Genomic DNA, 22992 nt, shown 5'->3' with positions numbered 1-22992 from the left:
TGCTGACCCGCCTCGTCACCGACGAGGGGACCGAGTTCGACCGCCTGCCCGAGGGCTATGACGGCCCGATCTATGCCGAGATCTGCCCGCGCAGCTTTTCGGTTCTCGTGCGTCCGGGGATGCGCCTGAACCAGCTTCGTCTGCGCCGGGGCCAGTCGGTGCTGTCCGATGCCGAGCTGGGCCAGCTGCACGCGCGCCAGCCCCTCGTCACTGGCGAGGCGCTGATCGACGATGGGCTTGGCTTCTCGGTCGATCTGCGGCCGGCCGAGGGCGATCTGGTCGGCTATCGCGCCCGTCCGCATAGCGGCGTCATCGACCTTGACCGGATCGGCGCCTATCGCGCCTCGGATTTCTGGGACGAATTGCACACGCAGGACGGGCAACTGATTCTCGACCCCGGCGCCTTCTATATCCTCGTCAGCCGCGAGGCAGTCGCCATCCCTCCCGATTACGCCGCCGAAATGGCGCCCTATCTGGCGATGGTGGGCGAGTTCCGGGTCCATTACGCGGGCTTCTTCGATCCCGGCTTTGGCCACGGTCCCGGCGGTCATGGCGCGCGCGGCGTGCTTGAGGTCCGCTGCCACGAGGCCCCCTTCGCGCTGGAGCATGGGCAAGTGGTCGGACGCCTCGTCTATGAACGCATGTCGGCCCGGCCTGACCGTCTTTATGGCGAGGGCATCGCCTCGAATTATCAGGGCCAGGGCCTCAAGCTCGCCAAGCAGTTCGCGGCGGGCTAGCGCCCCAGCCGGCGGGTGATCCGCGCGGCCTGACGGGCGCGCTTCGCCGTCTCGCGGGCGGTCTTGTTCAGGCTTTTCTGCTGCGGGCTGCGCTTCCCGCCGCTGCCGGAGTTCAGCTGCCGGAGGCCCTTGTTGATCCCCCAGTTCATCGCGCGACGCGTCACCATCCGGGTCAGCATGTTGAAGAATTGGTTCATGTTCATCTTCCGGCTCCGCCTCTGCCTTCACTCATCATCGTAAACATCATCGGGCAATTCCACGCCCTCGGCATCGTCGCCCAAGGACATTGCCGGATCGGTCGGGAAAGCCGCCGGAGGACGCGATTCGAGCAGGCCCGCCGCCCTGAGTTCGGCAAGCCCCGGCAGGTCGCGGGCGCTTTCCAGCCCGAAATGGTCCAGAAACCCCTCGGTCACGATGAAGGTCGCCGGGCGCCCCGGCGTCTGCCGACGTCGACCGACCCTGACCCAGCCCAGCTCGATCAGCTGATCCAGCGTGCCCCGGCTGAGGGCGACGCCCCGGATCTCCTCGATCTCGGTGCGGGTGACTGGCTGGTGATAGGCTATGATGGCCAGCGTCTCGGTCGCGGCGCGCGACAGGCCGCGGCTCTCGACCATCGATTCCTGCATCAGGAAACCCAGATCCGGCGCGGTGCGGAACGCCCAGGCCTCGCCCACCCGACCAAGCTGCACGCCCCGGCCCTGATAGCGGGCGCGGAGGCTCTCCAGCGCCTCGGCGGGGGTGCAGCCGTCGGGCAGGCGGGCCGCGATCTCGCGCAGGCTCATCGGCTCGGCGCTGGCGAAAAGGATGGCCTCGACCATCCGCTCCTGCTCGGAGAGCGAGGGGGATGGGGGCTGTGCAGTCTCTGGGGGCGTGTCGACGGTCATTCCGGGCGCTTGTTGCGAATGTTGAGGGGGGCGAAGGTGCCCGCTTGCTGAAGCTCGATCCGGCCCTGCCGCGCCAGTTCCAGCGTGGCCGCGAAGGTCGCGGCGGTGGCCGAGCGGCGGCGCTGCGGATCACCGTCCCAGCCATCGGGCAGGAAGCTCGCGAGCGAGGTCCAGTCGCCCGCATAGCCCAGCATGGCGCGCACCCGGTCAAGGGCCTGCTCCATGGTAAAGATATCCGTACGATCAAAGGCATAGGGGCGGAACTCATCGCGGGTTCTAAGTCGCGCATAGGCCCGCATCAGGTCGATCAGCCCGGCCTGCCATGCAACCCGGCGCGAGCGCGTGACGGTCTCGGGCGCGCCGCGCGCGAAGCGCTGATGCCCCAGCCTGTCGCGCCCCATCAGCCGCGCCGCGACCTCGCGCATGGCCTGCAGCCGTTCAAGCTGGAAGGCCAGATGCGCCGCCAGATCCTCGGCCGATGGCCCATCGGCCTCGGGGTCCGGCGGCAGCAGCAGGCGCGATTTCAGGAAGGCGAGCCATGCCGCCATGACCAGATAATCCGCGGCCAGTTCGATCCTGAGGGCGCGGGCCTGCTCGACAAAGGCCAGATACTGGTCGGCAAGCTGCAGGACCGAGACCTGCATCAGGTCCACCTTCTGCGTCCGCGACAGCGTCAGCAGCAGGTCGAGCGGCCCCTCGAAGCCCGAGACATCGACGACCAGCACCTCCTCGGCCCGCCGGTCGGCGACGCCCAATGCCTCCGGCCCCGGCTCATGCGGGGCGGCGGCCGCGGTTTCCGGGTCTGGAACCGGCGTCAGATAGGGCACTTTGGTCATTGTCAGTCAGGCCGTCAGGACCGGCGCAGAATCGGGCATGGCGGGCTGCAAGTCAATCTCAGGCGGCAAGGCCGCCAAGGGCACGGAGTTCGGCGCGCATATCCGCGACTTCGTCCGCATCTGCGGATTTCCTGAAGGTCAGCGCATGATCGCCCCGGCGACGCCCTTCAGCGGCGAGATCACCCGCCGCAGCAACGATCGCCTCCATCTGCGGGATGGTCTCGTTGCAGGACAGGACGAGGTCGCAGCCCGCCGCGATGGTGGCGGCGGCACGCTGGGCAGGGGTGCCCGACAGCGCCTCCATCCCGATATCGTCGGACATCAGCAGCCCGTCAAAGCCGATCCGCTGCCGGATCAGCGCGATCACCTTGGCCGAGGCCGTGGCGGGCGCATCGTCGATCGCGGTGAAGCGGATATGGGCGGTCATTGCCATCGGCAGGTCCGCAAGCGCGCGGAAGGGCGCGAAATCGGTCTGTTCCAGCTCGGCCAACGTGGCCTCGACGACCGGTAAATCCTTGTGGCTGTCCACGCGCGCGCGGCCGTGGCCGGGCATGTGCTTGACGACCGGCAGCACGCCAGCCGCCAGAAGCGCATCGGCGGCGATCCGTCCCAGCCGGCTGACGGTCGCGGCATCGGTGCCAAGGCAGCGGTTGCGCAGGAAGGGATGCGTATCCTCGCGCGCGATGTCGAGGCAGGGCGCGCAATCGGCGTCTATGCCCATCTCGCGCAGCTCGCGCGCCATCAGGTGATGATGCAGCCAGATCGCGCGGTCGCCATTCGCGGACTGATCCAGCGGCGCGGGCCAGTCGGTCCAGTGCGGCGCGCGCATCCGCTGGACGCGTCCGCCCTCCTGATCAATCAGGATCGGCGCATCGCGGCCAACGGCCTCGCGCAGATCCGCGGTCAGGCGGCGCAGCCGTTCGGGCGTGTCGATATTCCGCCCGAACAGGATGAAGCCCCACGGATCGGCGGCGCGCAGGAAATCCCGCTCGGCCCCGGCTAGGTCGGGACCGGCGATGCCGCCCAGAATGGTCGCGCTGGTCATACCGTCACTTTGCCGTGGCCGGGATGCAGTCGATACCGCCGGCGATCAGCGCAGCGCAGAAGCGGCGCGCCTCGTCCTTCGACTCGAACCCGGCGGCGCGCAGGCGCCAGAAGGTCCGGCCACCGCTTTGCGCTTCCTGTACGACGCGGGACTTGCCGCTGAAGAGGTTGCCGAACTTGCCCGAGACCCGCTGCCATTCGCCCTTGGCCAGCGCGTCGCTGTCAAAGGCGCCGATCTGGACCATGGCCGAGCCGGAGGCGACCTTGGCTGGCGCGGGTTCGGCTGCGGCAGCAGGCTTCGGCGCGGCTTCGGGACGCGCCGCAGCAGGCGCGCTGCTCACGATCGAGGCAGGCGCGGGGGCGGTCGTGACTGACGCGGCACGGCGGGGACGCGGCGCCGGGCGGGCGGATTGCGCGACCGAGGCCGGAGCCGGGGTTGAATGCGCCTCGGCCAGAGCCTGATTGATCGCGAGGTCTTGCGTCTCCTGCCCGGCAAGATCGGTCAGCGCCTCGTTCACGGGCGCCTCGGTGGAGGGCGCGTCGGTCGAGATCAGCCCGCTCGTCACCTCGTCCGGCTCGACCGTGGATTGCGCGGCGAGGGCGGCGGCAGCGGCAGCGGCCTCACCATCGGGCATGGCGATAACGCGGGGCGTATCGTCGTTCAACGGAAGATCGACGGGACGGGCGGCCTGCGCGGTCGCGCCAAGCTCGCCCATCGGGACGTCCTCGGCACCAAGCCCGGTCGGCGCGGGGGCGATGGCCACCTTTTCGGTCACGGTGGCGGCCGCGCCGCCGGAGACGGCATTGACGGCAAGGCCGGTCCGGTCGGTCAGCTCTCCACCCGGATCGTCCGGCGCAGTGCGGGCCTCGCCCTCGATCGCGCGGATGACGGGCACGCCCGACACGTCACGGACCACCAGCTTGAAGCCCCAGACCGCCAGAATCACGATCAGCCCGACCGAAACCAGCGCCCCAAGGTAATGCGTCAGGCGCGACAGACGCCCCAAAAGCGAGGGCGGCTCGCCCAGGACGCCCGCATGGGCCTCCTCATAGCGGCCATCGTCCCAGGCATCGGCCTGCCAGTCCTCGTGATCGTCCTCATGGCTATAATCATGCGCATGCCGTTGAGGCTGCGCGCCCTGAAAGCCGCCAGAGCGGAAGTCTACCACTGCCATTCCTGCCTGCCTGCCGGTTTGCCCGGTATCTGCTCGTTGCTCTGCTCGACGCCGGCGGGACGCTGTTTTCAGCGCATCTCTTTGGCCGGAGTCACGCCCAAGATACCAAGACCGGCCGAAATGACAACGCCAACGGAGCGGGCAAGCGCGATTTTCGCGGCAGTCGCAGCAGGATCGCCGTCCTGGAGGAAGCGCAGCGAAGGCTCCTCATTGCCACGATTCCACAGAGAATGCAGTTCCGACGCAATATCATAGAGATAGAACGCAATCCTGTGCGGCTCATTGGCCCGCGCGGCGATTTCGACCGAGCGTGGCCATTCGGCAACTTTCCGCGCCATTTCCAGTTCGGCCGGATGGCTCAGCAGCGCAAGATCCGCCCCGGCAAGCGAGGCGTCATCGGTCGCGACGCCGGCTTCGGCGGCCTTGCCCAGCACCGAATTGATCCGGGCGCTGGCATATTGCACATACCAGACCGGGTTGTCCTTGGACTGCTCCAGCACCTTGTCGAAGTCGAAATCGAGCGCCGCGTCATTCTTGCGCGTCAGCATGTGGAAACGGGTCACTTCCGCCCCCGCCTGCTCGACCACGTCGCGCAGCGTGACGAAGGTTCCGGCGCGCTTCGACATCTTGAAGGGCTCGCCGTTCTTGAACAGCTTCACCAGCTGGATCAGCTTCACGTCCAGCGGCACGCGGCCATCGGAAAGCGCGGCCACCGCGGCGGTCATGCGTTTGACATAGCCGCCATGGTCGGCGCCAAAGACGTCGATCAGCTGGTCGAAGCCGCGGTCGATCTTGTCCCAGTGATAGGCGATGTCAGGCGCGAAATAGGTCCAGGATCCGTCGGATTTCTTCACCGGCCGGTCGACATCGTCGCCATGCGCGGTCGAGCGGAACAGGGTCTGCTCGCGCGGCTCCCAATCCTCGGGGGTCTTGCCCTTCGGCGGCTCCAGAACGCCTTCATAGATCAGCCCGGCCTGGCGCAGCCGCTCGATCGCGGCCTCGATCTTGCCGGTGCCGTAAAGCGCCTTCTCGCTCGAGAACACGTCCATATGCACGTTGAGCAGCGCCAGATCCTCGCGGATCATCGCCATCATCCGGTCGGTCGCAAAGTCGCGTACCTCGACCAGCCAGTCGGATTCGGGCTTGTCGAGCAGGCTGGCGCCGTATTTCTCCTTCAACTCCTCGCCGACCGGGATCAGGTAGTCGCCGGGATAGAGCCCCTCGCGGATCTCGGGTTCAAGCCCGTTCGCCTCGCGGTAACGCTCATAGGCCGAGCGGGCGAGGACATCGACCTGCGCGCCGCCATCGTTGATGTAATATTCGCGCGTGACGTCATAGCCCGCGAAATCCAGCAGCGAGGACAGCGCGTCGCCAAAGATCGCGCCGCGGGTATGGCCGACATGCATCGGGCCGGTCGGGTTCGCGCTGACGAACTCGACATTGACGCGCTTGCCCTTGCCCATGGTCGAACGGCCATAATCGCTGCCCTCGGTCAGGGCGGCCTTCAGCACGGATTGCCATTCAGCGGGGGCGATGCGCAGGTTCAGGAAGCCCGGACCAGCGACCTCGGCCGCGGTGATGCGGGGGTCGGCGGCAAGGCGCGCGGCAAGGATCTCGGCAATCTCGCGGGGCTTCTTTCCGGCCGGCTTTGCCAGCACCATGGCCGCATTGGTCGCCATGTCCCCATGCGCCGCGTCTCGCGGCGGCTCGACCGTCACGGCTGCGGTTTCAAGTCCCGCGGGCAGCTCGCCCGCCTGTTCCATCTGGGCCAGCGCATCAATGACCAGCGCGCGGATATCCGAAAAGAGGTTCATGGCTTCCATCCATAAGATTGCAGCGGGATAACGTCAGGCCTTGGGGGCCGTCAACCATGGCAGCCCCGCCCTGCCCCGGTTGTCCCCCCGCCGGCCCGCCTCCTCAGGAACGGCCCAGCGTCAAAGATGGTGATCGCCGCGCCCGGGGCAAGGCCAATCGCCAGCCGCCGGAAACTACGCCCGAGACACGCGAGGACGGGCAATCCGCCCCCGCGACCGCACGCAGTTTGCCTACCCTCCTCGGGGCAGTCACGGAAAATCCGCGATCAGATTGACGCAGCGCGCGTTTTCGGCTAGGCCCCTACGCGTCTGCATCCGGCAGACATTGGCGAGGGGCGTGCGGAGAAGCGTCCCGACCTGCCACCGTCGGACCTTCGATCTGGATCAGGGGCCGGCCGTGGCGATGGACGCAAGATCCGCGCAGTCAACATGCTGTGCACTGACACGAAAGCCCCGAATGACCAAATTTTCCGACCTGAAGCTGGACCCCAAGGTTCTCAAAGCCATTTCCGAGGCCGGCTATGAAACGCCGACCCCGATCCAGGCCGGGGCGATTCCCCCCGCGCTGGAAGGCCGCGACGTGCTGGGCATCGCCCAGACCGGCACCGGCAAGACCGCCAGCTTCACCCTGCCGATGATCACGCTGCTTGGCCGCGGCCGCGCAAGGGCGCGGATGCCGCGCAGCCTCGTCCTGTGCCCGACCCGGGAACTTGCCGCGCAGGTCGCCGAGAATTTCGACATCTATGCCAAGCACACCCGGCTGACCAAGGCGCTGCTGATCGGCGGCGTCAGCTTTGGCGAGCAGGACAAGCTGATAGACCGCGGCGTCGACGTGCTGATCGCCACGCCCGGCCGCCTTCTGGACCATTTCGAGCGCGGCAAGCTGCTGCTGACCGGCGTGCAGATCATGGTCGTGGACGAGGCGGACCGGATGCTCGACATGGGTTTCATCCCGGATATCGAGCGCATCTTCCAACTGACCCCCTTCACCCGGCAGACGCTGTTCTTCTCGGCCACCATGGCCCCGGAGATCGAGCGAATCACCGACACCTTCCTGCACGCGCCCGAGCGGATCGAGGTCGCGCGCCAGGCCACGACCTCGGAAACCATCACCCAGAAACTGGTCGAGATCGCACCCACCCGCCGCGACCAGTCCGCCAAGCAGAAACGCGAGTTGCTGCGCGCCCTGATCCGGGCCGAGGGCGAGGGCCTGAAGAACGCGATCATCTTCTGCAACCGCAAGACCGATGTGGATATCGTCGCCAAGTCGCTGAAGGCGCATGGCTTCGACGCCGCGCCGATCCATGGCGACCTCGACCAGCGCCACCGCATGGCGACGCTGGATGATTTCCGCGAGGGCAAGCTGCGCTTCCTCGTCGCCTCCGACGTGGCGGCGCGCGGGCTCGACATTCCGGCGGTCAGCCACGTCATCAACTTCGACCTGCCCAGCCATGCCGAGGATTACGTCCACCGCATCGGCCGCACCGGCCGCGCCGGGCGCGAAGGCACCGCGATCTCGATCTCGACGCCGATGGACGAGAAGTATCTGACCGCGATCGAGGCGCTGGTGAAGCAGACCCTGCCCCGCGCGCCCGTGCCCGAAGGCTTCACCCTTTCGGCGGCGGCCCAGAACGCGCCGCGCCCGCCACGCGAAAACGGCCGGGGCGAGCGTAACCGCGACCGTCGCGGACGTCGCGACGACAGCGAGCAGCGCAGCCGTGGCGAAGATACCCGGACCCAGCCCCGGCCCAGCGAATCCTCCCGCCCGCGCGAGGAGCGCAAGGAAGAGCGCCGCGAGGAGCATCGCGACCGCTCCGCCAACCGCTCGTCCGAGCGGCATTCGGAGCGCCGCGAGGAACGCCGGGGCGAGCGGAATGCCGTCATGGGCATGGGCGACCATATGCCCGAGTTCCTGACCCGGAGCTTCCGTCCCGCCTTCCTCGAAACCGCCTCCGAGACCGAGGCCGAGCGCGGCGAACCGCGCGAGACCCCCGCTAGGAACCCGGTGCCAAGCCAGCCCGCGCCTGAACCGGCGACCGAGGCGCCGCAACCCGCCGAGGCGGTCGCGGCCCCCGTCGTCGTGGCAGAACCCGCCGCGGAACCTGCGCCGAAGCCCGCCCGCACCCGCAAGCCGAGGGCGCCGAAGGCCGCTGCTCCTGTCGAAGCCGTGGTCGAACCCGCTCAGCCCCCGGTTGAAGCACCGGTTGAAGCGGCTGCCGCGCCGGTCAATGCCGAGAGCGCGCCGGTCGCAGCCGAGGTCGAAACCCTGACCGCGTCCGAGCCTGCCGCAAAGCCCAAGCGCCGCGCCCCTACCCGGTCGGCAACCACCAAGGCCAAGACGGCGACCAAGGCCACCGGCGAAGCCGCGGCAGAGCCTGAAGCAAAGGCAAAGGCCCCCCGCAAGAGCCGGGCGAAGGCCAAGGCGGAAACCGCTCCGGCCGAGGAGGCTGCTCCCGCAGTCGCGGAAAAGCCACCGGCCAAGCCCCGCGCTCCGCGCAAGTCGAGGGCCAAGGCCGCCGATGCCGCGGATCCCGCGCCGGTCGCAGCCGTGGATGACACGTCCGCGAACAGCTGACCCGGACCATGCCGGCGTCCCTGCCTGCCTCTGACCGTCGCGGCCGTCCGTCGATCGCTTCGCTCGGGGTCGATCTGGCTCTCGGGGCGCTGGCCGCCCTGGGGCAGGCGCCGCTGAACCTCTGGTATGTCACGGTCCTCGCGCTGGCGGTCCTCTGCTGGCGCGTGGCCCATTCCGGGAGCGCCCGGCGCTCCGCCTGGCACGGCCTCGCCGCAGGCTTCGGGCATTTCGCCCTCGCCCTCTCATGGATCATCGAACCTTTTCTGGTCGAGCCCGAGGTCTATGGCTGGATGGCACCCTTCGCGCTTTTCTTCATGGCGCTCGGGGGCGCGGTCTTCTGGACGCTGCCCGCGCTCCTCGCAGGCAGGATCACCCCGGAACCGGCGGCGCGAGGGCTGGCATTCGCCGCGCTCATCGTCCTTTCCGACTGGATCAGGGGCTGGATCTTCACTGGCCTGCCCTGGGCGCTGACCGGCCATGTCTGGATCGCGACCCCGGCGGGGCAGACCGCCGCCACCTTCGGCGCAATCGGCCTTTCGGCGCTGACCATGCTGGCCGCATCCCTGCCCGTCGCCTTCGCACGGCACAACCGCGAGTGCTGGCGCAGGCCCCTGCCCGGCGCAATCCTCTCGGTCCTGCTGATCGGGACGGCATGGAGCGCGGGCATGGCAAGGCTCGCCCAGCCGCTTCCCCCCGATACCGGCCATCACCTGCGGCTGATCCAGCCTAACGCCACCCAGGCGCTGAAATGGGATCCCTATTGGTCCGAAGTCTTCCTGCGCCGCCTCGTCGACCTCTCCGCCGCACGCGATCCGGGTCGCCCTGCGCCGGAACTGGTGATCTGGCCCGAAACGGCGGTGAATTTCCTGCTGGAGCAGGCGGGCAGCGCGCCCCAGGACATCGCTGCATATGCCGGCGCGCCTGTCGCCCTCGGCATCCAGCGGGTCGAGGGCGAGCGCTATTTCAACAGCCTGACCGAGTTTTCGAGCCGGGGCATCGGCCCCATCTATGACAAGTTCCACCTCGTCCCGTTCGGCGAATACACGCCCTGGGGCGACAGCCTCGCGCGGTTCGGGATCCGCGCCTTCGCCGCCCAGCATGGCTTCGGCTACTCGCCCGGCCCCGGCCCGGCTTTGCTCACGCTTGGCGGCCTGCCGCCGGTCCAGCCGCTGATCTGTTACGAGGCGGTCTTCTCGCGCCATCTCCTCACCGGGGCAGAGCGGCCGGCCTGGCTCCTGCAGGTCACGAATGACGCCTGGTTCGGCACGGTCTCGGGGCCATGGCAGCATCTGGCGCAGGCGCGGCTGCGGGCGATCGAATCCGGCCTTCCCCTGATGCGCGCGGCGAATACCGGGGTTTCGGCAGTCATCGACGCGCGGGGCGGCATCCGGGCGACGCTCGGCCTCGACCTCGTCGGGCGGATCGACGCGGCCCTGCCCGCCGCCCTGCCGCCGACGCCATGGTCGCGCTGGGGCGACTGGCCGGCGGTCCTCGCGGCGCTCGCGGCCGTCCTCGCGGCCGCCTTCCATCGGCGGTTGACTGCCACACGGGGCCGGTCTATCCGTCATCCCTGACCGTCACAACGGCTTCCTGGCGTGGCGGCGTCATCTCAACGGAGCATCTCATGGCCAGACAGAACTACGTGTTCACCTCGGAATCCGTGTCCGAGGGGCATCCCGACAAATTGTGCGACCAGATTTCCGATGCGGTCCTCGACGCGCTTCTGGCCGAGGATCCGGCCGCGCGCGTGGCCTGCGAGACATTCGCCACGACCGCAACCGTGGTGATCGGGGGCGAGATCGGCCTGACCGACAAGGCGAAGCTCGGCGAATATATGGGGCGCATCAGTCAGATCGCCCGCGAGACCATCCGCGATATCGGCTACGAGCAGGAGAAGTTCCACTGGAACACCTGCCACGTCCACAACTACCTGCATGAGCAATCGGCCCATATCAGCCAGGGCGTCGACCGCGACGGCGCGGGCGATCAGGGCATCATGTTCGGCTATGCCGTGGACGAGACGCCCGAACTGATGCCGGCGCCGATCCAGTATTCCCACGCCATCCTGCGCCGACTGGCCGAGGCGCGCAAATCCGGGGCCGAGCCGATGCTCGGGCCGGACGCGAAATCCCAGTTGAGCCTGCGCTACGAGAACGGGAAACCCGTCGAGGTCACCAGCCTCGTCCTCTCGCACCAGCACAAGGACGAAAGCCAGACCTCTGACGACATCCGCGCCATCGTCGAGCCTTATATCCGCGAGGTCCTGCCGGCCGGATGGCTGACCGAGAATACCGAATGGTGGGTCAACCCGACCGGCACTTTCGTCATCGGCGGCCCCGATGGCGATGCTGGCCTGACCGGCCGCAAGATCATCGTCGACACCTATGGCGGCGCGGCCCCGCATGGCGGCGGCGCCTTCTCGGGCAAGGATCCGACCAAGGTGGACCGCTCGGCCGCCTATGCGGCGCGCTACCTGGCGAAGAACGTCGTGGCGGCCGGCCTTGCGCGCAGATGCGTGATCCAGCTCAGCTATGCGATCGGCGTGGCAAAGCCCCTCTCGATCTATGCCGACACATTCGGCACCGGCGAGGTTCCCGAGGCCGAGATCGAGCGTGCCGTCTCCCGCGCCATGGACCTGACGCCGCGCGGCATCCGCGAGCATCTGGACCTCTGCCGCCCGATCTATCGCCGGACGGCGGCCTATGGCCATTTCGGCCGCGCGCCCGAGGCCGATGGCGGCTTCTCCTGGGAACGCACCGATCTCGCCGAGGCGCTGAAGCGCGAGCTGTAAGAAACCGAAAGGCCGGGGCGCATCCCCCGGCCTTCACTGTTTCCGAAATACCCTGGGGGAGCGCGGAACGCGCGGGAGCAAAGCCCCCACTTCCCTCCTCAGTCCTTGAAGCTGCGGCTGTCCTTGATCTGGTCCCAGGCCCAGACGACCTCCTGCAAACGGTCCTCGTCGGAACGGTCGCCGCCATTCATGTCGGGATGCAGGTCTTTCACCAGCGATTTGTACTGCTTGCGGATCTCGGTCCGGCTCCAGCTGTCCTTCGCCTCAAGAATATCCAGCGCCCGGCGCTCGGTCGGAGGCAGCTTGCGGGTTGCGCGGGCACGGACCTCGGGATTGGTCCCGTTCGCGCCAAGGATCTCCAGCGGATCGTCGATGCCGTGCCGGGCCCATTTCTGCTCCTGCGTGGCGCGGCCAAAAGGCTTGGTCGGGCGTTCCCACACTGTCGCATTGTCCAGGAACTCCTGGAACTCGGCCTCGGACTGGCCCTGGAAATAGTTCCAGTTCAGATTGTATTCGCGAACATGGTCCTTGCAGAACCAGAAATAGTCATCAAGCTTCCTCGGGGATTTCGGCGCGCGGTACTGTCCGGGCTCGTTGCATCCCTCCTTGTCGCATTTGCGCGTCGAAGTCTCGAAGGCCCCGGACATGCCGCGGCGGCCCTTGGATCGTCTCTTCTTGTCCGAGGCTGCCGAGATGTCGAAGCCGAACGGGTCGTTGCTCATTTGCCTGCCTTGTCCTGATCGGGACGCGCAGTCTAAGCTATTTCGCGCGACATGAAAGGGGCATTCAGGATGATTGCGGACGAGATGAAGGAACGCTTGCGCGAGCTCGCGCCGACCCGGCTGGAGGTGATCGACGAAAGCGAGGGGCATCGCGGCCATTCGGGCTGGCGCGACGGCGGCGAAAGCCATTTCCGCATCCGCATGGCCAGTCCCCGCTTCGCCGGCCTCGGCCATGTGGCGCGCCACCGCCTCGTCCACAGCACGCTCGGCGACATCGTGCCCAGAATCCACGCGCTCGCGCTCGAACTGGCGGAAAGCTGAACCGTTAGCGCAGACAGCCTTGCAGCCGTTACATTGCGGCGCGTAGAAGCCTTGCCAAGTGTAGACACAAGGATTTTCAGCATGACATCGCCCAAGGATTTCAACGACCGGATGCTGTCTCTGGGACTGGCCCGCGTCAGCGAGGCGGCCGCCCATGCTTCGGCCCGCCTGATCGGGCGCGGCGACGAGAAGGCCGCCGACCAGGCCGCCGTCAATGCGATGCGCGAACAGCTGAACATGCTCGACATCAAGGGCGTCGTCGTCATCGGCGAGGGCGAGCGTGACGAGGCCCCGATGCTCTATATCGGCGAGGAAGTTGGCACCGGCGAGGGGCCGGAGGTGGACATCGCGCTCGACCCGCTCGAAGGCACCACCCTGACCGCCAAGGACATGCCGAACGCGCTGACCGTGATCGCCATGGCCCCGCGCGGCACCCTGCTGCACGCCCCCGACGTCTATATGGAGAAGCTGGCGATCGGTCCGGGCTATGACAAGGACGTGGTCAGCCTCGACATGTCCCCTGCCGAGCGTGTGCGCGCCCTTGCAAAGGCCCGCGGCGTCAAGGACAGCGACATTACCGTCTGCATCCTCGAACGTCCCCGGCATGAGGACCTGATCTCCGAGGTCCGCTCGACCGGCGCCGCGATCCGGCTGATCACCGATGGCGATGTCGCCGGCGTCATTCATTGCGCGGAAGCCGAACTGACCGGCATCGACATGTATATGGGCTCCGGCGGCGCGCCCGAAGGCGTGCTGGCTGCCTCGGCCCTGAAATGCATGGGTGGCCAGATGTGGGGCAAGCTGCTGTTCCGCAACGAGGACGAGAAGGGCCGCGCGCGGAAGGCCGGGATCACCGATCTCGACCGGATCTATTCGCGGGACGAGCTTGTGACCGCCGACGTGATCTTTGCCGCGACCGGCGTGACCAACGGCTCGATCGTGGCGGGCGTCAAGCGTGAGCCGCATTACCTCCAGACCGAGACGATCCTGATGCGCTCCAAGACCGGATCGGTGCGCCGCATGATCTATCGCAACCCGGTGAAGTGACGCCGGGGGCGCTGGCTCCACTTGAACAAAGGGCGGTCATGGGGGATGAAGCTCCCATGACCGCCTTTCTTTCCGTCGACTCCTCGCTCACCGGCCGCTTCTGGCGCGGCCCCGACGCGACCCTTGAACGCTCTGCCGAGGCACTTGCGCAGGAGAGCCGGCTGCCCCTTCCGGTCAGCCGCGTCCTAGCCGCGCGCGGGGTCTCCGCGCCCGATGCGCAATCCTATCTCGATCCCAAGCTGCGCGACCTGCTGCCCGATCCGCTGGTCCTGCGCGACATGGCCAAGGCGGCCGAGCGCATCGTCGCCGCGGTCATCAAGGGCCAGCGCATCGCGATCTTTGCCGATTACGACGTTGATGGCGGCGCTTCGGCCGCGCTGCTGATCGACTGGCTGCGCCGTCAGGGGCTTGAGGCGACGCTCTATATCCCCGACCGCATCGACGAGGGCTATGGCCCGAACGTCCCGGCGATCTCGGGCCTCGCGCGCGACCACGACCTGATCATCTGCGTCGATTGCGGCACGCTCAGCCATGAGGCGCTGGCGGCGGCAGCACCCCGCGACGTGATCGTCCTCGACCACCACCAGGGCGGCGAGACGCTGCCCCCCGCCCTCGCCGTGGTGAACCCGAACCGCGCCGACGAGGATGGCAGCCTTGGCCATCTCTGCGCCGCGGGGGTCGTCTTTCTGACGCTGGTGCAATGCAACCGCCTGCTGCGCGAGGCCGGGCGGCCGCAGCCCGACCTGATCGGATTGCTGGATCTGGTGGCGCTGGCGACCGTCGCGGATGTCGCGCCGCTGATCGGGGTCAACCGGGCCTTTGTCCGGCAGGGTCTGGTCATCATGGCCCGGCGCGCGCGTCCGGGCCTTGTCGCGCTTTCGGACGTGGCGCGGCTCGATTCTGCCCCGAGCGCCTTTCACCTCGGCTTCCTGCTTGGCCCCCGCATCAATGCGGGCGGGCGCGTCGGCAAGGCGGATCTGGGCGCGCTCTGCCTCTCCTGCACGGATGCGCGGCAGGCCGAAAAGCTTGCGACCCAGCTGGACGAGCTGAACCGCGACCGCCGCGCCATCGAAGCGGCGGTGCGCGAGGCCGCCATAGCCCAGATCGACGCACGCGGCGATGCAGGCCATGTCGCCTGGGCCGCGGGCGAAGGCTGGCATCCGGGCGTGGTCGGCATCGTCGCCGCGCGGGTCAAGGAGGCGACCGGCCTGCCCTCGGTCGTGATCGGGGTCGATAACGGGATCGGCAAGGGCTCCGCCCGCTCGGTCCCCGGCGTCGATCTTGGCCGCGCCGTCCAGCGGCTCGCGGCCGAGGGGCTGCTGCTGAAGGGCGGCGGACATGCCATGGCCGCCGGCCTGACCGTCGAGGAGGCGCTGATCCCGAAGGCGATGGAACGGCTGGCCGAGCTGCTCTCGCGCGAGATGGCCGAGCGGTCTGGCGCGGGCGAGTTGCGGATTTCGGGACTGCTCGACCCCGCCGGCGCGACGGTCGAGCTGATGCAGATGCTGGAACGCGCCGGCCCCTTTGGTCAGGCGGCGCCTGCCCCGCGATTCGCCTTTGCCGATCAGGTGATCGACAGCGCCTCGACCATGGGCGACAGCCACCTGCGTCTGCGCTTCCGCAGCCCCGGCAGCCCACCGATCGACGCCGTCGCCTGGGGCGCGATGTCCGGCCCGCTGGGCCAGACGCTGCTGGAGGGGCGCGGCAAGCGCTTTCATCTTGCCGGCAAGCTCGAGCTGTCGATCTGGGGCGGGCGCGAGCGTGTGAGGCTGCGGCTGGATGACGCCGCCCCGGTCGGATGAGCCCGCCGGTCCACCTGTGAAAAATCTTCACCGAAAGGTCATTTTTCCGCTTGCAGCCTCAGGGAAGCTGGCCTAAACACCGCCCCACGCCGCAGGGCACTGCCTTGCGGAGATAGAAAGTGGCCCGTTCGTCTATCGGTTAGGACGTCAGGTTTTCAACCTGAAAAGAGGGGTTCGACTCCCCTACGGGCTGCCACTTTATCCCGCCTGAAACGGGATACGCGCCGCGATCGACATGATCGGCGGCGTTTTTTCTTGCCCGTGACGGATGTTCGACGCGCCGCCAGAGGGTCGCGAAAAAATTTCGATCTTACCCACAGATGATGTGAAACTGCCTCTTGCGGCGGGCGCGAAGCTGGCCTAAACGCCACCTCGTCGCCAGATGATGGCGCGAAAGTGGCCCGTTCGTCTATCGGTTAGGACGTCAGGTTTTCAACCTGAAAAGAGGGGTTCGACTCCCCTACGGGCTGCCACTTTTCCCCGACAGAACAGTTTGTTGCGGCTGCAAGCCTAGAGTTTTGCCTGCAATGAAAAAGGGCGCTTGCGCGCCCTTCCTCAGACCTCCTCGACCCAGCGCATCAACCAGAGCGCCAGCCCCGAGCAGACCAGCGTGGCCAGCATGATCGGCAGCGCCGTGCCATCGAACAGCAGGCCGATCGGCGCCGCGATCAGCACCGCGCCCACGGTCGAGACGGCGGCGATCACCGATGCCGCCATGCCGGCGACATGGCCCATGCGCTGCAGCGCCATGGCGTTGAGATTGCCGAACGTCACTCCCGCCATGAAAAAGACGCTGACCGCCCAGAGGAAGAAGGCCGGAAAGCGCAGCGCCGCCGGCAGCAGATCGCCAAAGGAGAGGACGCACATCACCCCCGAGACCACCACCTGCATGGCATAGGCGCTTTTCACGATGCGCCGCATCCCCAGCCGCACGACATAGCGCGCGTTCAGAACCGTTCCACTGCCGCTCAGAAGCGCCATGGCCGCGAACCAGTAGGGGAAGTTCTCGCCCTTGCCATAGGTGTCCGCAAAAAGCTGCTGGGCCGCGCTCAGCAAGGCGAACATCTGCCCGAAACCCAGCGTGATCACCACCGTGACAAGCTGGACCTGCCGGTTGCCCAGTACCTCGCGGGCCGAGCGCAGAAGGCTCGCCGGGCGCATCGGGATGCGCTGTTCGGGCGGCAACGTCTCGGGCTGGCGGATGTTCAGCCAGAGGCCGCCGATCAGCGCGAGCACGAGGAAGGCGCCAAAAACTCCGCGCCAGCCGACGAAATAGATGATCCCCGCCCCGATCGAGGGCGCGACCGCCGGGATCAGGATGAAGATCATCATCACGAAGCTGGTGATCCGCGCCATCTCGCGCCCCTGATAAAGGTCGCGCACCAGCGCCAGCGAGACGATGCGCGGCCCCGCCGCGCCCAATCCCTGCATGAAGCGCGCGAAAAGCAGCATCTCCAGCGAATTGGCAAAGACGGCGGCGATGGCCGCCACGGCATAGATCGTGAAGCCCAGGGTAATGATCGACTTGCGGCCATATGCGTCCGAAAGCGGTCCGGCGACGAACAGGCCCGCCCCCATCCCCGCCATGAAGGAGGTCAGAACCAGCTGGGCGCGGTTCACGTTCTCGGGCGTCAGGGTCGCGGCGATCTCGGGCAGCGCGGGCAGCATCGCGTCGATCGAGAATGCGATCACGGCAAAGATCACGGCCAGCATGGCGACGAATTCGGGCAGGGATTGGCCGTGGACCGGCTTTGGCGGGGAATGGGTCATTGTCGCCTCGTCTCGTCTCACATGGAATGCGCGTGGGGTAGCTGCCTTGTCCACAGCGCGCAAGGCCGCCCGTTGCACATCCTCCGGCGGCGGATATATCTGGTGCATGAGCACCACCCTGAACCTGATGAAGCTGTGCGTCGGCTGCGACAGCCCCGCCGAACTCGAGGCATGGCAGCAGGACCGCTGGTCCGGCGGTCCGGCCCGGCACGTCACCCGCATGTGGCCCAAGCGCGAGGCCGAGCTGCTGAATGGCGGGTCGATCTATTGGGTGTTCAAGGGCATCATGCAGGCCCGCCAGCGCCTGATCGGGCTTGAGGAGGTGACGGGCGAGGACGGCATCCGCCGCTGCGCCCTGATCATTGCCCCCGGCCTGATCCGCACCGCCGCCGTGCCGCGCCGCCCCTTCCAGGGCTGGCGCTACCTGAAGGCCGAGGATGCCCCCGCCGACCTGCCCGCCGGGCGTGAGGAGGAGCCGAACCTGCCCCCCGAGATCGCCCGCGCATTGGCCGAAATGGGGCTGCGCTAGCCCGGAACCTCCGCGGTTTTCGCCGGGGCGGAATGCCGAAATTTCGCCGCCAGCCTGGGTAATTGCACCAGAACCTCTGTGATCCGCCATCCGCGCAGGATGGAGGCCGGGGGCGCGATTACCCCTCACAATGAAGAACCAGCCATCTCGCGCCGCGCATGGATTTTGGTCGAATCCGTTTGAACTGCCCGAAGTTTTGGCTACATCTGCGCGGAAATTGCTCAAATGATCGAGGCGACTGTGCAAATAGACGACAAACTGGTCGGCATCTACGACGAAGTCACCCGCCGCAATGCCGGCGAGGCCGAGTTCCATCAGGCCGTGCGCGAGGTTCTTGAAAGCCTCGGCCGCGTCGTTGCCAAACATCCAGAATATCTCGAGAATGCGCTGATCGAGCGCATCTGCGAACCCGAGCGGCAGATCATCTTCCGCGTGCCGTGGCTTGATGATCAGAACAACGTCCAGATCAACCGCGGATTCCGCGTCCAGTTCAATTCGGCCATGGGCCCCTACAAGGGCGGGCTGCGGTTCCACCCCTCGGTCAATGTCGGGATCATCAAGTTCCTCGGCTTCGAGCAGACCTTCAAGAATGCGTTGACCGGCCTGCCGATCGGCGGCGGCAAGGGCGGGTCCGACTTCGATCCGAAAGGCCGCTCGGAGCACGAAGTCATGCGCTTCTGCCAGAGCTTCATGACCGAACTGCATCGCCATCTTGGCGAATATACGGACGTTCCGGCGGGCGATATCGGCGTCGGTGCCCGCGAAATCGGCTATATGTTCGGGCAATATAAGCGCCTGACCAACCGCTATGAGGCCGGCGTCCTGACCGGGAAAGGCCTGTTCTATGGCGGCTCGCTGGCCCGCAAGGAAGCCACCGGCTATGGCAACACCTATTTCACCCGCGCCATGCTGGAAGCGATCGGCGACAGCTTCGACGGCAAGACCGTGGTTGTCTCGGGATCGGGCAATGTCGCCATCTACACGATCGAGAAAGTCCAGGAATTCGGCGGGAAGGTCATCGCCTGCTCGGACAGCTCGGGCTATATCGTCGACGAGAACGGCATCGACCTCGCGCTTCTGAAGGAGATCAAGGAACTCCGCCGGGGCCGCGTCACCGATTACGTCCGGCTGAAGGGCGAAGGCGACGGAGTTTATTTCGTAGCCTCCTCGGACGGCACGATCTGGGATGTGAAATGCGACATCGCCATGCCCTCGGCGACCCAGAACGAGCTGACCGGAAAGGACGCCAAGACGCTGATCAAGAATGGCGTGATCGCCGTCGGCGAAGGCGCCAACATGCCCTGCACCCCCGATGCCATCCGCCTCTTCCGCGAAGCGGGCGTCCGGTTCGGACCCGGCAAGGCGGCGAATGCGGGCGGGGTAGCGACCTCGGCGCTGGAAATGCAGCAGAACGCATCGCGCGACCGGTGGTCCTTTGAGAAGACCGAGGCCCGGCTGGCAGAGATCATGCGCGACATCCATGACAGCTGCTTTGCGACGGCCGAGGAATATGGCGTGCCGGGCGATTACGTCAGCGGCGCCAATATCGCCGGCTTCATCCGCGTGGCCGAGCCGATGCTGGCCTTCGGGGTGATCTGACGGCACAGCCTGCGCCAGCAGGAATGAACACGGGAGCGGCGGTGCGCGACACCGCCGCTCCTGCTGCATTTCAGGGGTCTGAAGGCCGGCGTGGCCCCGCCCCGCCATTGCCAGAGCTTCGCGTCAAGCCTGACGGCGGAACCCGTGCAGAATCAACGTCCTGCCCCCTGCGAGGTGGCCAAACCCTCGGATTGCCAAAGCATTCTCGTGAGGAAAGGCCGAACCCGGCGCGAATGGCGTCAACCATCACGTTGAAAATGAATGATTATACGCAGTCTCGGGGGATTGGGATGGAGCGGGTGAAGCGCTCCAACTGGCTATTCACTATGCTACATCCTGCGCCACCCTGTGCACCTAAACACGTAGAATCACTTGATTTTGCTGTTAATCATGCCGCATCGTGCGCCACGGTGCTGCACGGTGCGGCACTATATCGAGGGGTGGACCCAGAGGTGGACGATGCGGCTGCGCGGTAAGCTCACAAATCTTTCGGTGAAGGCAATTTCGCCGGGCAAGCATTGCGACGGTGACGGGCTGTGGCTGCATAAGACCGATGAGTCCGCGAAATGGGTTTTCCGCTTCAGCCTCTCGGGGCGTCGGCGTGAAATGGGTCTTGGCTCAACAAGCCATGTCACCCTGGCCGAGGCAAGGGGGATGGCAAGAGAAGCCCGCACCCTCGTCATGCAGGGACATGATCCGATCCGTGTTCGCCGTGACCGGGCAGCCGAAGCCGCCCAGCGCGACGTGACCTTTGCGCAGCTTACGGAACTCGCCTTCGAGGCCCGCAAGGGCAGTCTGAAAGATGGCGGCAAGGCCGGAAACTGGATGTCACCCCTTGCGGTGCATGTGCTGCCAACGATCGGCCACCTGGCAGCGAAGGACGTGAACCAGCACGACATCGTGGACGTGCTCAAGCCGATCTGGCGCAAGAGTGCGTCGATTGCCGCCAAGGCCCTCGAACGCATCGGCATCGTGCTACAGCACGGTGCTGCGCTGGACCTGCCTGTCGATGTCACCGCCCGGACAAAGGCCCGTGCGCTGCTCGGGGATCAGAAGCACGTTGCGATCCATATCCCGGCGATGCCGTGGCGCGAGGTGCCGGATTTCTACAAGACGCTGACCGAGGTCGAAGGCAAGTCAGCCCTTGCGCTGCGCTTTGTCATCCTTACCGGCGCGCGGTCGGCAGAGGTGCGAGAACTACACCTAAGCGAGATCAACGGTCGCATATGGACCATCCCCGCCGCCCGGATGAAGAGCGGCAGGGAGCATCGGATACCCCTTAGCGATGAAGCCATAGCCGTGATCGAGGCAGCGAAAGCCGTCAAGGTCGGTGGGCATATTTTCGTCGGCCCTTCGGGAAAACCGCTTTCTGACATGAGTCTGTCGAAAGTCATGAAAACGCGTGATCTGCCTTATCGCCCGCACGGCTTCCGCTCGTCCTGGCGGGATTGGGCGGGGGAATCGGCGAAAGCCCGGCACGAAGTTGCCGAGGCCCAGCTTGCTCACGTCACCGGCAGTAGAGTCAGCCGGGCCTATGCCCGCACCGACCATCTCGAAGAACGCGCGACACTGATGGCGACGTGGGCGGATTTCGTCACCGGAAAGGGGGCCGACGATGTGGCAGCCTGATCCGCGAAATCCGTATGACCTGATCGAGTGGGATGGCCGGTGTTTCATGATCGAGCATCGCCCAGATGTTCATTACGTCGCGCATCAGGATGACGGCACCCCCGTCGCCATGTCAGCGCCGCAGGCTCCGACCATATGGGAACACCGTGACGGGCAATGGCTGGTTGTCGGCGATGACATGACAGCCCGCGTCATCGTGGATCTCTATGAGGCGCAGCGCGAGGCAGCAGCGCCGCCGGTGCAGACGGTCGGGGTCTCGGTGTCTGCCGCCAGCCCGGATCATCCGACAAGGCAGGGGGCGAGCACCGAGATTCCTTTAATACTGCCTGCCTTGCCGTGGAGGGAGCGGGTTAAACCCATTTTCGACCAACTGGAAGCGTCGGGGCACCTGGTGACGGACGGTGCCTGCTGGCGGTCGCACCTGACCAGGAAAGAGGTCGCCCGTATGGTGGAAGGCCCTCCCGTCCCGCAAGAGGCGTTTGCGCGCGCCAACCTGGTGCATAAAGGGCTACCCGTGCATTGGACCAAGGCACGGAGTCCGACAGATTCCGATTGAGTCCGATTTCCTCCGATTTAGTCCGATCAGCGGGCCTATCTGCGTCAACGCCACCGCGCTACCTTTCTTTCATCGGACGAAGAAAGGACGGACCGCATGGCCGATTATCTCACTACCAAGGCACTGGCAGAGCGACTCGGCGTAAGCCGCAGCACCCTGACACGTGCCATCAATAAGGGCAGCCTACCACTGCCTGTTCGCCTCGCACCTAGCGGGCCGCTGTTGTGGCCTGCCGCCGAAGTCGAAGCCTTCCTGGCGCGCACCCGCCGCGCCACCACCAGCAGCCCGGCGAAACCGGACTGACCTGACCCCCTGACAATTCGACTGCCCGAGCGCCGGGGCTGTTCCCGGTGACGGGATAGCTATGCCCAAAGGAGGGCGACGACATGGCTACTGACAACGAACTCTACCGCCTCCTGAAGCGCATCGAGGCGGGGAAGATGGAGTTATACCGCGCGCTGCCGAACCTGCCGCCTGAACTGGCGCATGAAGCGCAGGAGATGATCTATCGGATCGAACAGTGGCAGCGCCAGACGGCGGTGGAACTGCACTACCTTGATCGCCGGTTCATGGACCTGCGCAAGGATCTTCTAGCCATCAATCCGGCGCTTGCGGCCATTCTGGCCTGATCTGAACCCCCTACCCTTTTTAACCGCAACAGCGTGGCCGTAGGCCGCGCACGAGAAAGGCTTGCCAAATGGCACGAAAACCTATCGAGACCGAACAGCCCGCACAGTCCGAGGCGGCGGCGACCCCTGCACCCGCGCAGCCCGCTGCGCCCCCGGTGAGCACACCGCCCGCCCGCCGGATGCAATTCCGCCCGTCTGTGGGTGTTGGTGCCACGGCTGCCCCGCCTGCGCCTGTTTCGGTGACGCTGGGTGCCCCTGATGCTGCGGCACGGGTGCATCATTTCCAGCCGGGGATTTATGAGATCCGCCTTGAAGCTGCGTCGGTGCGGCATTCAACGACCAAGGGCACCGTATCGCTGGCACTGACCGCCCGCGACACGGAAACCGGCCTGCTCGTCGACGTGCCGCCGCTGTGGCTGGGTGGCGGCGCTGCCGACAGCCTGCCCCCCTCCCTTGTGCAGAATCGCATGGTGGTCGGCCTGTTGGTTGAAGCTGCCGGTGGCAATCCGCAGGGCATGGACCTTGAGACCGC

21 protein-coding genes, 2 tRNA genes, 1 pseudogene and 1 riboswitch are annotated in these 22992 nt (G+C 66.6%); of the genes and pseudogenes, 16 read left to right on the top strand and 8 right to left on the bottom strand.

Going from position 1 to position 22992, the window contains the following annotated elements; genetic code table 11:
- On the top strand, nucleotides 1-737 hold a 737-nt coding region (locus tag VNQ78_RS16260), incomplete at its 5' end, for a 2'-deoxycytidine 5'-triphosphate deaminase (RefSeq protein ID WP_325691664.1).
- Here VNQ78_RS16260 and VNQ78_RS16255 read toward each other — a convergent pair.
- The 6 genes from VNQ78_RS16255 to argS form a co-directional block, all read right to left on the bottom strand.
- Nucleotides 734-940, bottom strand: coding sequence for a hypothetical protein (locus tag VNQ78_RS16255; protein ID WP_325691662.1), 207 nt, complete (start codon nucleotides 938-940; stop codon nucleotides 734-736). The genes VNQ78_RS16260 and VNQ78_RS16255 overlap by 4 nt on opposite strands.
- Before the next feature lie 21 nt (nucleotides 941-961).
- Nucleotides 962-1621, bottom strand: coding sequence for an SMC-Scp complex subunit ScpB (scpB, locus tag VNQ78_RS16250; RefSeq protein WP_325691660.1), 660 nt, complete (start codon nucleotides 1619-1621; stop codon nucleotides 962-964).
- Nucleotides 1618-2457 carry a ScpA family protein gene (locus VNQ78_RS16245; RefSeq protein WP_325691658.1) on the bottom strand — a complete coding sequence of 280 codons (840 nt, stop codon included), beginning with the start codon at nucleotides 2455-2457 and terminating at the stop codon, nucleotides 1618-1620. Before VNQ78_RS16245 ends, scpB begins: the two co-directional genes overlap by 4 nt.
- 58 nt (nucleotides 2458-2515) lie before the next feature.
- Nucleotides 2516-3502: a glycoside hydrolase family 3 N-terminal domain-containing protein gene (locus tag VNQ78_RS16240; RefSeq protein WP_325691656.1), complete on the bottom strand. Its 987-nt coding sequence runs from the start codon at nucleotides 3500-3502 to the stop codon at nucleotides 2516-2518.
- Between the two features lie 4 nt (nucleotides 3503-3506).
- Entirely contained in the window at nucleotides 3507-4676 is a 1170-nt protein-coding gene (locus tag VNQ78_RS16235; RefSeq protein WP_325691653.1) for an SPOR domain-containing protein, read from the bottom strand.
- 68 nt (nucleotides 4677-4744) lie between these two features.
- Entirely contained in the window at nucleotides 4745-6490 is a 1746-nt protein-coding gene (gene argS, locus VNQ78_RS16230) for an arginine--tRNA ligase (RefSeq protein ID WP_325691651.1), read from the bottom strand.
- 457 nt (nucleotides 6491-6947) lie between these two features.
- Here argS and VNQ78_RS16225 point away from each other — a divergent pair, with 457 nt between their 5' ends.
- From VNQ78_RS16225 to metK, 3 genes are all read left to right on the top strand, one after another.
- Nucleotides 6948-9065, top strand: coding sequence for a DEAD/DEAH box helicase (locus VNQ78_RS16225; protein WP_414694096.1), 2118 nt, complete (start codon nucleotides 6948-6950; stop codon nucleotides 9063-9065).
- Between the two features lie 8 nt (nucleotides 9066-9073).
- Nucleotides 9074-10639 carry an apolipoprotein N-acyltransferase gene (gene lnt / locus VNQ78_RS16220; RefSeq protein WP_325691649.1) on the top strand — a complete coding sequence of 522 codons (1566 nt, stop codon included), beginning with the start codon at nucleotides 9074-9076 and terminating at the stop codon, nucleotides 10637-10639.
- Nucleotides 10637-10685: riboswitch (SAM-SAH riboswitch) on the top strand. Its footprint overlaps the gene before it by 3 nt.
- A 4-nt stretch (nucleotides 10686-10689) precedes the next feature.
- The gene (gene metK / locus VNQ78_RS16215; protein WP_325691647.1) at nucleotides 10690-11856 is read left to right on the top strand and encodes a methionine adenosyltransferase; all 1167 of its coding nucleotides are present in this window, start codon (nucleotides 10690-10692) and stop codon (nucleotides 11854-11856) included.
- Between the two features lie 98 nt (nucleotides 11857-11954).
- On the opposite strand, the gene VNQ78_RS16210 is transcribed toward metK, so the two are convergent.
- Nucleotides 11955-12578, bottom strand: a complete 624-nt coding sequence (locus VNQ78_RS16210; protein ID WP_325691645.1) for a DnaJ domain-containing protein — start codon at nucleotides 12576-12578, stop codon at nucleotides 11955-11957.
- A gap of 69 nt (nucleotides 12579-12647) precedes the next feature.
- Here VNQ78_RS16210 and VNQ78_RS16205 point away from each other — a divergent pair, with 69 nt between their 5' ends.
- The 5 genes from VNQ78_RS16205 to VNQ78_RS16185 all read left to right on the top strand — a co-directional run bounded on the left by VNQ78_RS16205 (nucleotide 12648) and on the right by VNQ78_RS16185 (nucleotide 16221).
- Nucleotides 12648-12899 (top strand): BolA family protein, encoded by a 252-nt coding sequence (locus VNQ78_RS16205; RefSeq protein WP_325691643.1) that lies wholly within the window; start codon nucleotides 12648-12650, stop codon nucleotides 12897-12899.
- Nucleotides 12900-12980: 81 nt separating this feature from the next.
- A complete protein-coding gene (gene glpX, locus VNQ78_RS16200; RefSeq protein WP_325691641.1) occupies nucleotides 12981-13946 on the top strand; it encodes a class II fructose-bisphosphatase in 966 nt (321 codons plus the stop codon).
- A 56-nt stretch (nucleotides 13947-14002) separates the two neighbouring features.
- A complete protein-coding gene (gene recJ / locus VNQ78_RS16195; protein ID WP_325691639.1) occupies nucleotides 14003-15748 on the top strand; it encodes a single-stranded-DNA-specific exonuclease RecJ in 1746 nt (581 codons plus the stop codon).
- A gap of 121 nt (nucleotides 15749-15869) precedes the next feature.
- Nucleotides 15870-15944: transfer RNA gene (locus VNQ78_RS16190), tRNA-Glu, on the top strand.
- Between the two features lie 202 nt (nucleotides 15945-16146).
- A tRNA-Glu gene (locus VNQ78_RS16185) sits at nucleotides 16147-16221 on the top strand.
- Nucleotides 16222-16303: 82 nt separating this feature from the next.
- Here VNQ78_RS16185 and VNQ78_RS16180 read toward each other — a convergent pair.
- A complete protein-coding gene (locus VNQ78_RS16180) occupies nucleotides 16304-17518 on the bottom strand; it encodes a multidrug effflux MFS transporter (protein ID WP_325691637.1) in 1215 nt (404 codons plus the stop codon).
- 106 nt (nucleotides 17519-17624) lie between these two features.
- Here VNQ78_RS16180 and VNQ78_RS16175 point away from each other — a divergent pair, with 106 nt between their 5' ends.
- From VNQ78_RS16175 to VNQ78_RS16145, 7 genes and pseudogenes are all read left to right on the top strand, one after another.
- Complete coding sequence (locus VNQ78_RS16175) at nucleotides 17625-18047, top strand: DUF1489 domain-containing protein (RefSeq protein WP_325691635.1); 423 nt, start codon at nucleotides 17625-17627, stop codon at nucleotides 18045-18047.
- 225 nt (nucleotides 18048-18272) lie between these two features.
- Nucleotides 18273-19646: an NADP-specific glutamate dehydrogenase gene (gene gdhA / locus VNQ78_RS16170; protein WP_325691633.1), complete on the top strand. Its 1374-nt coding sequence runs from the start codon at nucleotides 18273-18275 to the stop codon at nucleotides 19644-19646.
- A 459-nt stretch (nucleotides 19647-20105) separates the two neighbouring features.
- Nucleotides 20106-21275: a tyrosine-type recombinase/integrase gene (locus tag VNQ78_RS16165; RefSeq protein WP_325691631.1), complete on the top strand. Its 1170-nt coding sequence runs from the start codon at nucleotides 20106-20108 to the stop codon at nucleotides 21273-21275.
- Nucleotides 21262-21831, top strand: a complete 570-nt coding sequence (locus VNQ78_RS16160; protein ID WP_325691629.1) for a hypothetical protein — start codon at nucleotides 21262-21264, stop codon at nucleotides 21829-21831. The genes VNQ78_RS16165 and VNQ78_RS16160 overlap by 14 nt, the downstream gene beginning before the upstream one ends.
- A 96-nt stretch (nucleotides 21832-21927) precedes the next feature.
- On the top strand, nucleotides 21928-22134 hold the full coding sequence (locus VNQ78_RS16155) for a helix-turn-helix domain-containing protein (protein ID WP_325691627.1): 207 nt from the start codon (nucleotides 21928-21930) through the stop codon (nucleotides 22132-22134).
- Between the two features lie 83 nt (nucleotides 22135-22217).
- Nucleotides 22218-22460, top strand: a complete 243-nt coding sequence (locus tag VNQ78_RS16150) for a hypothetical protein (protein WP_325691624.1) — start codon at nucleotides 22218-22220, stop codon at nucleotides 22458-22460.
- A gap of 68 nt (nucleotides 22461-22528) precedes the next feature.
- Nucleotides 22529-22992, top strand: a pseudogene (locus VNQ78_RS16145) (hypothetical protein); the annotation flags it as partial.

Origin of the sequence: Paracoccus sp. (in: a-proteobacteria) (assembly GCF_035556475.1) — a bacterium.
Lineage (GTDB): Bacteria > Pseudomonadota > Alphaproteobacteria > Rhodobacterales > Rhodobacteraceae > Paracoccus.
Note: the sequence above shows the minus strand (reverse complement) of the source record. Positions and strands in the feature narration are given on the sequence as shown.

Bases quoted from the DNA above. Each gene is read 5' to 3' on its own strand.
- VNQ78_RS16150 (WP_325691624.1), top strand. From the start codon at position 22,218: ATGGCTACTGACAACGAACTCTACCGCCTCCTGAAGCGCATCGAGGCG.
- scpB (WP_325691660.1), bottom strand. From the start codon at position 1,621: ATGACCGTCGACACGCCCCCAGAGACTGCACAGCCCCCATCCCCCTCG.
- VNQ78_RS16240 (WP_325691656.1), bottom strand. From the start codon at position 3,502: ATGACCAGCGCGACCATTCTGGGCGGCATCGCCGGTCCCGACCTAGCC.
- VNQ78_RS16210 (WP_325691645.1), bottom strand. From the start codon at position 12,578: ATGAGCAACGACCCGTTCGGCTTCGACATCTCGGCAGCCTCGGACAAG.
- VNQ78_RS16205 (WP_325691643.1), top strand. From the start codon at position 12,648: ATGATTGCGGACGAGATGAAGGAACGCTTGCGCGAGCTCGCGCCGACC.
- VNQ78_RS16155 (WP_325691627.1), top strand. From the start codon at position 21,928: ATGGCCGATTATCTCACTACCAAGGCACTGGCAGAGCGACTCGGCGTA.
- gdhA (WP_325691633.1), top strand. From the start codon at position 18,273: ATGATCGAGGCGACTGTGCAAATAGACGACAAACTGGTCGGCATCTAC.
- argS (WP_325691651.1), bottom strand. From the start codon at position 6,490: ATGAACCTCTTTTCGGATATCCGCGCGCTGGTCATTGATGCGCTGGCC.
- recJ (WP_325691639.1), top strand. From the start codon at position 14,003: ATGACCGCCTTTCTTTCCGTCGACTCCTCGCTCACCGGCCGCTTCTGG.
- VNQ78_RS16235 (WP_325691653.1), bottom strand. From the start codon at position 4,676: ATGGCAGTGGTAGACTTCCGCTCTGGCGGCTTTCAGGGCGCGCAGCCT.
- VNQ78_RS16160 (WP_325691629.1), top strand. From the start codon at position 21,262: ATGTGGCAGCCTGATCCGCGAAATCCGTATGACCTGATCGAGTGGGAT.
- VNQ78_RS16245 (WP_325691658.1), bottom strand. From the start codon at position 2,457: ATGACCAAAGTGCCCTATCTGACGCCGGTTCCAGACCCGGAAACCGCG.
- glpX (WP_325691641.1), top strand. From the start codon at position 12,981: ATGACATCGCCCAAGGATTTCAACGACCGGATGCTGTCTCTGGGACTG.
- lnt (WP_325691649.1), top strand. From the start codon at position 9,074: ATGCCGGCGTCCCTGCCTGCCTCTGACCGTCGCGGCCGTCCGTCGATC.
- VNQ78_RS16180 (WP_325691637.1), bottom strand. From the start codon at position 17,518: ATGACCCATTCCCCGCCAAAGCCGGTCCACGGCCAATCCCTGCCCGAA.
- VNQ78_RS16225 (WP_414694096.1), top strand. From the start codon at position 6,948: ATGACCAAATTTTCCGACCTGAAGCTGGACCCCAAGGTTCTCAAAGCC.
- VNQ78_RS16255 (WP_325691662.1), bottom strand. From the start codon at position 940: ATGAACATGAACCAATTCTTCAACATGCTGACCCGGATGGTGACGCGT.
- VNQ78_RS16175 (WP_325691635.1), top strand. From the start codon at position 17,625: ATGAGCACCACCCTGAACCTGATGAAGCTGTGCGTCGGCTGCGACAGC.
- VNQ78_RS16165 (WP_325691631.1), top strand. From the start codon at position 20,106: ATGCGGCTGCGCGGTAAGCTCACAAATCTTTCGGTGAAGGCAATTTCG.
- metK (WP_325691647.1), top strand. From the start codon at position 10,690: ATGGCCAGACAGAACTACGTGTTCACCTCGGAATCCGTGTCCGAGGGG.